The sequence below is a fragment of the Caldimonas sp. genome, assembly GCF_046289365.1.
Taxonomy (GTDB): domain Bacteria; phylum Pseudomonadota; class Gammaproteobacteria; order Burkholderiales; family Burkholderiaceae_C; genus Caldimonas.
The window spans coordinates 1-9922 of the sequence record NZ_JBKBVU010000122.1; the positions used below are offsets into that span (position 1 = coordinate 1).

Sequence of the window (9922 nt, forward strand, 5' to 3'; positions counted from 1 at the left end):
CCTGGCTGCTGGGCGAACTGCACGAACAGCCCGATCACCAGCGCCAGGCGGCGCAGATCGTTGGCGAGCTGGCCGCGCAAGGCCGATTGTGGGCCCTGGTGCTCGAGATGGCCGAGCGCGGCCGCCACACCGAAGGCCTGCCGCGCGATGCGTCCGACGCGCAGGTGCGTGAGGCCCTGGCCTGGCATGAGCCCGGCTGGCCCTGGGCCGTGTACGGACCGGTCGTGATGGCCGCGGTGCGCGCGGAGGTGCCGGTGCACGGCGGCAACCTGCCGCGCGCCGAGCTGCGTGCGGCCATGGGCCAGGCCGGGTGGGACGATGCCGTGCCGGCCGCGGCCCGCCAGCGTCTGGTGGAGGCCGTGCGCGACGGCCACTGCGGCCTGGTGCCGCAAGCGCAACTGCCCGCGATGGCGCGCATGCAGATCGCCCGCGACGATGCGCTGGCCGCCACGATCGCCGCCTCGGCGCGCGGCGCCCCGTCCGAGGCTGTCGTGCTGTTGCTGGCCGGGGCGGTGCATGCCTCGCGTGCCACGGGCGTGCCGCTGCACCTGCCGCGTCATGCCCCCACCTTGAGGGTACGTACCACGGCGTTTGCACCCGCAGGCAGCGAGCCTGCGGAAGGTTTCGACGAGGTGCGTGTGGCCGCGGCCCAACCCTCACGTGATCATTGCGCTGAGTTGCGCGAACGCGGCATGCCCACGATGAGTCCCCCTGCTTCCCGATGAACACCCCGCCTGTCTCCCGCGGCCCGCTGGCCGGCCTGAAGATCCTCGAACTCGGCCAGCTCATCGCCGGCCCCTTTGCGGCCAAGACACTGGCCGATTTCGGCGCCGAGGTGATCAAGATCGAACCGCCGGGCCACGGCGACCCGCTGCGCCAATGGCGGCTGCTGCACAACGGCACCAGCGTGTGGTGGCAGGTGCAGTCGCGCAACAAGAAGAGCGTGGTGCTCGACCTGCGCGAGCCGTCCGACCGCGACATCGTGCGCCGCCTGGCTGACGAGGCCGACGTGCTGATCGAGAACTTCAAGCCCGGCATGATGGAAAAGTGGGGCCTGGGCTACGACGAACTGTCGCGCACCAACCCGGCCCTGGTGATGCTGCGCATCAGCGGCTATGGGCAAAGCGGCCCCTACAAGGACCGCCCCGGCTTTGGCGTGGTGGCCGAAGCCATGGGCGGATTGCGCCACCTCACGGCCGAGCCGGGCCGCGTGCCCGTGCGCGTGGGGGTGAGCCTCGGCGATACGCTGGCGTCATTGCATGGAGTGATCGGCGTGTTGATGGCGCTGCACGAGCGCCATCGCTCGGGCCGCGGGCAGGTGGTCGATGTGGCGCTGTACGAAAGCGTCTTCAACGTCATGGAAAGCCTGCTGCCCGAGTACAGCGCCTTCGGCGTGGTGCGCGAGCCGGCCGGCTCGGCCCTGCCCGGCATCGCGCCCAGCAACGCCTACGCCTGCACCGACGGCTGGGTGCTGGTGGCTGGCAACGGCGACTCCATTTTCAAGCGCCTGATGAGCGCCATCGGCCGCGACGACCTGGGGCAGGACCCGACGCTTTCCGACAACGTGGGCCGCGTCAAGCGCGTGGCCGAGATCGACGCGGCCATTGGCGCGTGGACGGCTTCGCGCACCGTGGCCGAGGTACTCGACAAGCTGAATGCCGCCCAGGTGCCCGCCGGGCGCATCTACACCGCGCGCGACATTGCCGAAGACCCGCACTACCGCGCCCGCGGCATGATCGAGTCCATCACCACCGCCGATGGGCTGAGGCTGGAGGTGCCGGGCATCGTGCCCAAGCTGTCGCGCACGCCCGGGGCGATCACGCGACGTGCACCCACGCTGGGCGAAGACACCGAAGCGGTGCTGCGGGAGCTGGGGCTCAGCGACGAGCAAATCGCCGCCGCGAAGGCGCGCGGTATCGTCTGAGGCCGCACGGGCGTTAAAGTGGGGCCTTTGCCGGCCCCACACCGCCATGCTCGCTTACCGTCACGCCTTTCACGCGGGCAACCATGCCGATGTCCTCAAGCACCTGGTGCTCACGCAGGTGCTGCGCTACCTTGGTGAAAAGAACAAGCCTTACTGGCTGATCGACACCCACGCGGGGGCCGGCGGCTACGACCTGCACAGCCGCCACGCTCAACAGCATGCCGAATACCTCGAGGGCATTGGCCGCTTGGTCGAGCGCGACGACCTGCCGCCGGCCGTGAACGACTACGTCGAGATCGTGCGGCAGCACAACCCCGGCGGCGTGCTCAAGCACTATCCTGGCTCGCCAGCGTTTGCGCGCGCCCTGATGCGGCCGCAGGACCGGCTGCGCCTGTACGAGCTGCATCCCACCGACCACCGGCTGCTTTCGCGCAGCTTCGGTGGCCAGCCCCACATCGAGGTGCATGCGGCCGATGGCTTTGCGGCGCTGAAAGGCCAGCTTCCGCCCCCCTCGCGCCGCGCCGCGGTGCTGATGGACCCACCCTACGAGCTCAAGGCCGACTACGGCAAGGTGGTCGCGGTGCTGCGCGAGGCCGTGCAGCGCTTTGCCGAAGGGGTCTACATGGTCTGGTACCCGCAGTTGCAGCGCCTGGAGTCGCAGCAACTGCCCCAGCGGCTCAAGGGCGTGGCGCCCAAGGGCTGGCTGCATGTGCGCATGACGGTGGCCCGCCCGGTGGAAGCCGGCTACGGCCTGCTGGGCAGCGGGATGTTCGTGATCAACCCGCCGTGGGTGCTGCACGACATCCTGGCCGGGGTGCTGCCCTGGCTCACCGAGGTGCTGGCGCAGTACGACGGCGCCAGCTACCTGCTGGAGCAGCACGCGGTGTGATCACACCCCGCGCTGCCGGTCGGCGCGGAAGCGCTGCCGGAACGCCTCGAACTGGCCGGCGTCCAGCGCTTCGCGCACCTCGCGCATCAGGTTCAGGTAGTAGTGCAGATTGTGGATGCTGGTGAGCATGGGGCCCAGCATCTCGCCGCAGCGGTCGAGGTGGTGCAGGTAGGCGCGGCTGAAGTTCGCGCAGGTGTAGCAGCGGCAGGTCTCGTCGATGGGGCGCTCGTCGCTCTTGTAGCGTGCGTTGCGCAGCCTCAGGTCGCCGAAGCGGGTGAAGAGATGGCCGTTGCGCGCATTGCGCGTGGGCATCACGCAGTCGAACATGTCGATGCCCCAGGCCACGCCTTCGACCAGGTCCTCGGGCGTGCCCACGCCCATCAGGTAATGCGGCTTGTGGGCCGGCAGGCGCGGGCCGATGTGCGAGAGCACGCGCAACATCTCGTCCTTGGGCTCGCCCACGCTCAGGCCGCCCACGGCGATGCCGGGCAGGTCCAGCGCTTCCAGTGCGGCCAGCGAGGCCTCGCGCAGATGGGTGTACATGCCCCCTTGCACGATGCCGAACAGCGCATTGCGGTTGCCCAGACGCTCGAACTCGTCCCGGCAGCGCTTCGCCCAGCGCAGGCTCAGCTCCATCGAGGCGCGGGCCTCGCGTTCGGTGGTGACGTGGCCCTTGGTTTCGTAGGGCGTGCACTCGTCGAACTGCATCACGATGTCGCTGTTCAAGACGTGCTGCACCTGCATGCTCACCTCGGGCGTGAGGAACAGCTTGTCGCCGTTCACCGGCGAGGCGAAGCACACGCCTTCTTCGGAGATTTTCCGCATCTCGCCCAGCGACCACACCTGGAAGCCGCCGCTGTCGGTGAGGATGGGTCTTGCCCAGCCCTCGAAGCGGTGCAGGCCGCCAAACTGGCCGATGATGTCCAGCCCCGGGCGCAGCCACAGGTGGAAGGTGTTGCCCAGGATGATCTGGGCGCCCATCTCCTCCAATGAACGCGGCATCACGCCCTTGACGGTGCCGTAAGTGCCCACGGGCATGAAAATGGGCGTCTCGACCACGCCGTGGTTGAGTGTGAGGCGGCCACGGCGCGCATGGCCTTCGGTCTTCAGAACCTCGAAGTGCAGGCCGCGAGTGAGGGAAGAGGTGGTCATGCCAGGTCTTTCAATCGTGAGCCGGGGTGCGTTCCAGCAGCATCGCATCCCCGTAGCTGAAGAAGCGATAGCGCTGCTTGATCGCATGCCGGTACAAGGCCATGATGTGCTCGTAGCCCGCCAAAGCGCTCACCAGCATCATCAAGGTGCTCTTGGGCAGGTGGAAGTTGGTGATGAGCACATCGACCACGCGGAAGCGAAATCCCGGGGTGATGAACAGATCGGTGTCACGGCTGCCGGCCACGAGCTGGCCCGAGACGGCCGCCGACTCCAGCGCGCGCAGCGTCGTGGTGCCTACGGCGACGACGCGAGCGCCGGCGGCGCGGGTGCGTTCGATGGCGGCCACCGTGTCGGCGCTCACCTCGAACCATTCGCTGTGCATCCTGTGCTCGGCCAGGTTTTCGGTGCGCACCGGCTGGAAGGTGCCCGCGCCCACATGCAGCGTCACCCGCGCCAGGCCCACGCCCCGCTCGCGCAGGGCTGCCAGCACGCCTTCGTCGAAGTGCAAGGCCGCAGTGGGCGCGGCCACGGCGCCGGGCTTGGCGGCGAACACCGTCTGGTAGCGGCGGGCATCGTCCTCGCTGTCGGCATGCGTGATGTAGGGCGGCAACGGCACGTGGCCATGGCGCTCCAGCAGCACCAGCGGATCGTCGGGGAAACGCAGGTGAAACAGACCGTCGTCCGGGCCGCTGCGGCCCAGCACCTCGGCGTCGAAGGCGTCGGCAAAGCGCACGATGCTGCCGGTCTTGGGCGACTTGCTCGCGCGCAGGTGGGCCCAGACCTCATGGCCGGGCAGCACCCGTTCGATCAGGGCCTCGACCGCGCCGCCGGTGGGCTTGGTGCCGAACAGCCGTGCCTTGATCACGCGGGTGTCGTTGAAGACGAGCAGGTCGCCGGGGGTCAACAGCGCCGGCAGCTCGCGGAAGATGCGGTCCACCGGGGGCCAGGCGCGGCCGTCGAGCAAGCGCGAGGCGCTGCGCTCGGGCGCCGGATGCTGGGCGATGAGTTCGGGGGGCAGAGCGAAGTCGAAGTCGCTCAGGGTGTAGCGGTGGCTCATGAGGGTTGAGGGCCAGACCGACCCGTGCCAACGGTGAAGGCGAAATGCAAAGGCAGAATTGTCCCATGTCCGAGGTCCGCGCCGAGTCGAAGCCCGAAAAGTCCGCCCCCCAGAAGGCCCTGGAGAAACTGGGTCTGGTGCGCGACATCGATCTGGCGCTGCATCTGCCGCTGCGCTACGAGGACGAGACCCGGCTCACCCGCCTGGCCGATGCGCGCGACGGTGAGACGGTGCAGGTCGAAGGTCTCGTCACGCGCAGCGAGGTCGTGTTGCGCCCGCGCCGCCAATTGCAGGTGACGCTCGATGACGGCAGCGACACCGTGCTGCTGCGCTTTTTCAGCTTCTACCCCCACCATCAGAAGACCCTGGCCGTGGGCCGGCGCGTGCGCGCCCGCGGCGAGCTGCGCGGCGGCTTCCTCGGCCGCGAGATGGTCCATCCCAGCTTCAAGGCCGTCAGTGAGGACACGCCGCTGGCCACCACGCTCACGCCGGTCTATCCCACCAGCGCCGCGCTGCCCCAGGCCTATCTGCGCAAGGCCGTGGCTTCGGGGCTGGGCCGGGCCGACCTGGACGAGATCCTGCCGGCCGAGTTCATCCCGACGGGCCTGCCCCCCTTGCGCGAGGCTTTGCACCTTCTGCACCACCCGCCGCCGCGCACGCCCTTGGCCGCGCTGGAAGACCGCAGCCACCCGGCCTGGCAGCGGCTGAAGTTCGAGGAGCTGCTTGCGCAGCAGCTCTCGCAATTGCAAGCCCAGCGCGAGCGTGCGCGACTGCGCGCGCCGGCTTTGCCCACGCGCCGCGAGGGCCTGCACGAACGCCTGCTGGCGGCCCTGCCGTTTGCGCTCACGGGGGCCCAGCGGCGTGTGGTGGAGGAGATCGCGCGGGACATCGCCCGCGAGCAGCCCATGCACCGCCTGCTGCAGGGCGACGTCGGTTCGGGCAAGACCGTGGTGGCCGCACTGGCCGCGGCGATCGCCGTCGATGCGGGCTGGCAGTGTGCGCTGATGGCGCCCACCGAGATCCTGGCCGAACAGCATTTCCGCAAGCTCATCGACTGGCTGGAGCCGCTGGGCGTGGGCGTGGCCTGGCTCACCGGCAGCCTCAAGGGCAAGGCCCGGCGCGAGGCGATGGCCCGGGTCGCTTCGGGCGAGGCGCAGCTCGTGGTGGGCACCCATGCGGTGATCCAGGAGCCCGTCGAGTTCGCCAAGCTCGGGCTGGCCCTCATCGACGAGCAGCACCGCTTCGGCGTGGCCCAGCGCCTGGCGCTGCGCCGCAAGCTGCAGGGCCAGGCGCTGGAGCCCCACCTGCTGATGATGAGCGCCACGCCCATCCCGCGCACGCTGGCGATGAGCTACTACGCCGACCTCGACGTGAGCACCATCGATGAGCTGCCGCCCGGGCGCTCGCCGATCGTCACCAAGGTGTTTGCCGACGACAAGCGCGACACCGTGATCGAGAAGATCCGCGCCGAGGTGGCGCAGGGCCGGCAGGTGTACTGGGTGTGCCCGCTGATCGAGGAGAGCGAGGCGCTGGACCTGCGCAACGCCACGGAGACCCACCGGCAGCTCTGCGAGGCCCTGCCGGGCACGCTGGTGGGCCTGTTGCACGGGCGCATGCCGGCGGCCGAGAAGGCGGCGGTGATGTCGCTCTTTGCCGGCGGCGAGATGAAGCTGCTCGTGGCCACCACCGTCATCGAGGTGGGTGTGGACGTGCCCAATGCCAGCCTGATGGTGATCGAGCATGCCGAACGCTTCGGCCTGAGCCAGTTGCACCAGTTGCGCGGGCGCGTGGGCCGCGGCGCGGTGGCCAGCGTGTGCGTGCTCTTGTACTCCCCGCCCTTGTCCGACACGGGCAAAGCCCGTCTGAAGGCGATGGCCGAGACCACCGACGGCTTCGAGATCGCCCGCCGCGACCTCGAGATCCGGGGGCCCGGCGAGTTCATGGGCGCGCGCCAATCCGGCGCGCCCTTGCTGCGTTTTGCCGATCTGAACCAGGATCTGCACTGGCTGCAGGCCGCCCGGCGCATCGCCAGCGTGCTGCTCGATCGCCATCCCGCCGCCGCACGGGCGCACATCGAGCGCTGGCTGGGCACCAAGGCCGACTACCTCAAGGCATAGCCCCAGGCTATCCACGGGCGGCCAACCGGCGCACAATCGTGGCATGGCCCCGATAGCTTTTTCCTTCGACTGCCGGAGGCACCCGCGATGACCCTGACCGAACTGCGCTACATCGTTGCCGTCGCGCGCGAGAAGCATTTCGGCCGCGCGGCCGAGGCCTGCTTCGTCTCCCAGCCCACGCTGAGCGTGGCGATCAAGAAGCTCGAGGACGAGCTCGACGTGAAGATCTTCGAGCGCGGCGCCAGCGAGGTGAGCGTCACGCCGCTGGGCGAGGAGATCGTGCGCCAAGCCCAGGCCGTGCTGGACCAGGCCGCCGCGATCAAGGAGATCGCCAAACGGGGCAAGGATCCGCTCAACGGCCCGCTCAAGCTGGGCGTGATCTACACCATCGGCCCGTATCTGCTGCCCGACTTGGTGCGCAACGCGATCGAGCGCGTGCCGCAGATGCCGCTGATGCTGCATGAGAACTTCACGATCAAGCTGCTGGAGATGCTGCGCACCGGCGAGCTGGACTGCGCCATCCTGGCCGAACCCTTCCCGGAAGCCGGCTTGGCGGTGGCGCCGCTGTACGACGAGCCCTTCGTGGTGGCCGTGCCCCGCACCCACCCGCTGGCCTCGCGCGAGCACATCGCCTCCGAGGAGCTCAAGCGCGAGACCATGCTGCTGCTGGGCACCGGCCATTGCTTCCGCGATCACGTGCTGGAGGTCTGCCCCGAATTCGCGCGCTTTTCCAGCGATGCCGAAGGCATCCGCAAGAGCTTCGAAGGCTCCTCGCTCGAGACCATCAAGCACATGGTGGCCTCCGGCATGGGCCTGACGGTCGTGCCCCAGCTCAGCGTGCCGCGCGAACCGCAGGCCCACGTGGCCTACGTGCCTTTTGCGGCTCCGGTGCCCACGCGGCGCGTGGTGCTGGTGTGGCGGCGCACCTTCACCCGCTACGAGGCCATCGCCGCGCTGCGCAACGCCATCTATGCCTGCGAGCTGGCTGGCGTGCACAAGCTGTCCGAATGATTTTCCATCCCCCCCACCTCTCAAGGAGCGTCTTTCCATGGCCAAGAGCAAGACCAAGTCCACCCGCCTGCCGGTGAACATCGGCATCCCCGAGAAGGACCGCGCCGCCATCGCCGCCGGTCTGAACAAGCTGCTGGCCGACACCTACACGCTGTACCTCACCACCCACAACTTCCACTGGAACGTCACCGGGCCCATGTTCAACACGCTGCACACCATGTTCATGGAGCAGTACACCGAGCTGTGGAACGCGGTGGACCCGATCGCCGAGCGCATCCGTGCCCTGGGCTTCCCGGCCATGGCCTCGCATGCCCATTTCGCCAAGGCCAGCAGCGTGCCCGACGTGCCGGCCGACCCGCCCAAGGCCGAAGAGATGGTGCGCATCCTGGTCGAGGGGCATGAGGCCGTGGCGCGCACCGCCCGCGGCATCTTTCCGCTGGTGGACAAGGCCGGCGACGAACCCAGCGCCGACCTGCTCACCCAGCGACTGGACATCCACGAAAAGACCGCCTGGATGCTGCGCAGCTTGCTGGAGGTGTGACACACCGTCCGCCGCCGCGGCGGTTGGATAATCACGGGCTGTGAACACCGCGCTCGCCCCCTCCCGCTTCGACCTGTACCTGCAGTTGATCCGCTGGGACAGGCCCGTGGGTTCGCTGCTGCTGCTGTGGCCCACGCTGGCGGCGCTGTGGATCGCCGCCGGCGGCTTCCCAGGCTGGCACCTGTTGCTCGTCTTCACGGCCGGCACCTTCTTGATGCGCTCGGCCGGCTGTGCCGTCAACGACGTGGCCGACCGCGACTTCGACCGGCACGTCAAGCGCACCGCCCAGCGCCCTGTCACCACCGGTGCCGTCTCGCCGCGCGAGGCGCTGGCCGTGGGGGCCGTGCTGGCGCTGGCGGCCTTCGTGCTGGTGCTCACCACCAATGCGGCCACCATCGCCTGGTCGTTCGCCGCGCTGGCCGTGGCCATCGTCTATCCGTTCACCAAGCGTTTCTTCTCGATGCCGCAGGCGGTCCTGGGCGTGGCCTTCAGCTTCGGCATCCCGATGGCCTTTGCGGCGGTCACCGGCGGCGTGCCGCCGCTGGCCTGGGCGTTGCTGGTGGGCAACCTTTTCTGGGTGGTGGCCTACGACACCGAATACGCGATGGTCGACCGCGATGACGACCTGAGAATCGGCATCCGCACCTCGGCCATCACTTTCGGGCGTTTCGATGTGTGCGCCGTGATGGGCTTGTATGGGCTGTACGTGGCCACCTGGGGGGTGCTGTGCTGGCAGCAGGGCTACCGCGGCGGCCTGCTGCTGGGCCTGGCTGCCGCCTTGGCCCAGATCGTCTGGCACTACGGCCTGATCCGCAGCCGCAGCCGCGAGGGCTGCTTCCTCGCCTTCCGCCAGAACCACTGGGTGGGCCTGGCGGTCTTCCTCGGGCTGGTGATCGACCCCTGGTTGCGCTGATCAGGGGTACAAGCCCCGCTCCTGGCGGGCCATCAGGATGCGCTCGCAGGCCACCGCAAAGGTGGCGGTGCGCAGCGAGATCTTCAGGCGGTCGGCTGTCTCCCAAATCTTCTTGAGCGCATCGACCATGATCTTGTCCAGACGCACGTTGATCTCGTCTTCGGTCCAGAAGAAGCTCGAGAAGTCCTGCACCCACTCGAAGTAACTCACCGTCACGCCGCCGGCGTTGCAGATCACGTCGGGCACCACGAGGATGCCGCGGTCGGCCAACACGTCGTCGGCCTCGGGCAGCGTCGGGCCGTTAGCGCCCTCGAGCAC

9 protein-coding genes and 1 pseudogene are annotated in these 9922 nt (G+C 68.9%); 7 read left to right on the plus strand and 3 right to left on the minus strand.

The window, feature by feature from the left end; translation table 11 throughout:
* The 3 genes from ACK42S_RS12140 to ACK42S_RS12150 form a co-directional block, all read left to right on the plus strand.
* Nucleotides 1-725 (plus strand): ChaN family lipoprotein (locus ACK42S_RS12140; protein ID WP_409707659.1); only part of this gene is annotated, 725 nt, incomplete at its 5' end.
* The gene (locus ACK42S_RS12145) at nucleotides 722-1924 is read left to right on the plus strand and encodes a CaiB/BaiF CoA transferase family protein (RefSeq protein WP_409707662.1); all 1203 of its coding nucleotides are present in this window, start codon (nucleotides 722-724) and stop codon (nucleotides 1922-1924) included. The genes ACK42S_RS12140 and ACK42S_RS12145, both read left to right, overlap by 4 nt.
* Nucleotides 1925-1970: 46 nt before the next feature.
* On the plus strand, nucleotides 1971-2813 hold the full coding sequence (locus ACK42S_RS12150) for a 23S rRNA (adenine(2030)-N(6))-methyltransferase RlmJ (protein ID WP_409707665.1): 843 nt from the start codon (nucleotides 1971-1973) through the stop codon (nucleotides 2811-2813).
* On the opposite strand, the gene tgt is transcribed toward ACK42S_RS12150, so the two are convergent.
* Together tgt and queA are read right to left on the minus strand one after the other, a co-directional pair.
* Nucleotides 2814-3965 carry a tRNA guanosine(34) transglycosylase Tgt gene (gene tgt / locus ACK42S_RS12155; RefSeq protein ID WP_409707668.1) on the minus strand — a complete coding sequence of 384 codons (1152 nt, stop codon included), beginning with the start codon at nucleotides 3963-3965 and terminating at the stop codon, nucleotides 2814-2816. It lies immediately after the preceding gene.
* Between the two features lie 10 nt (nucleotides 3966-3975).
* Complete coding sequence (gene queA / locus ACK42S_RS12160) at nucleotides 3976-5022, minus strand: tRNA preQ1(34) S-adenosylmethionine ribosyltransferase-isomerase QueA (protein ID WP_409707671.1); 1047 nt, start codon at nucleotides 5020-5022, stop codon at nucleotides 3976-3978.
* Between the two features lie 65 nt (nucleotides 5023-5087).
* Between queA and recG the strand changes: the two genes are divergently transcribed.
* From recG to ubiA, 4 genes are all read left to right on the plus strand, one after another.
* Nucleotides 5088-7139: an ATP-dependent DNA helicase RecG gene (gene recG, locus ACK42S_RS12165; protein WP_409707674.1), complete on the plus strand. Its 2052-nt coding sequence runs from the start codon at nucleotides 5088-5090 to the stop codon at nucleotides 7137-7139.
* A gap of 87 nt (nucleotides 7140-7226) precedes the next feature.
* Nucleotides 7227-8150, plus strand: a complete 924-nt coding sequence (locus tag ACK42S_RS12170) for a LysR substrate-binding domain-containing protein (RefSeq protein WP_409707677.1) — start codon at nucleotides 7227-7229, stop codon at nucleotides 8148-8150.
* A 37-nt stretch (nucleotides 8151-8187) separates the two neighbouring features.
* On the plus strand, nucleotides 8188-8691 hold the full coding sequence (locus tag ACK42S_RS12175) for a Dps family protein (protein ID WP_409707680.1): 504 nt from the start codon (nucleotides 8188-8190) through the stop codon (nucleotides 8689-8691).
* Between the two features lie 40 nt (nucleotides 8692-8731).
* Nucleotides 8732-9604, plus strand: coding sequence for a 4-hydroxybenzoate octaprenyltransferase (gene ubiA, locus ACK42S_RS12180; protein WP_409707683.1), 873 nt, complete (start codon nucleotides 8732-8734; stop codon nucleotides 9602-9604).
* Here the strand turns inward: ubiA and ACK42S_RS12185 are convergent.
* Nucleotides 9605-9922 (minus strand): annotated as a pseudogene (locus ACK42S_RS12185) (Glu/Leu/Phe/Val dehydrogenase); the annotation flags it as partial.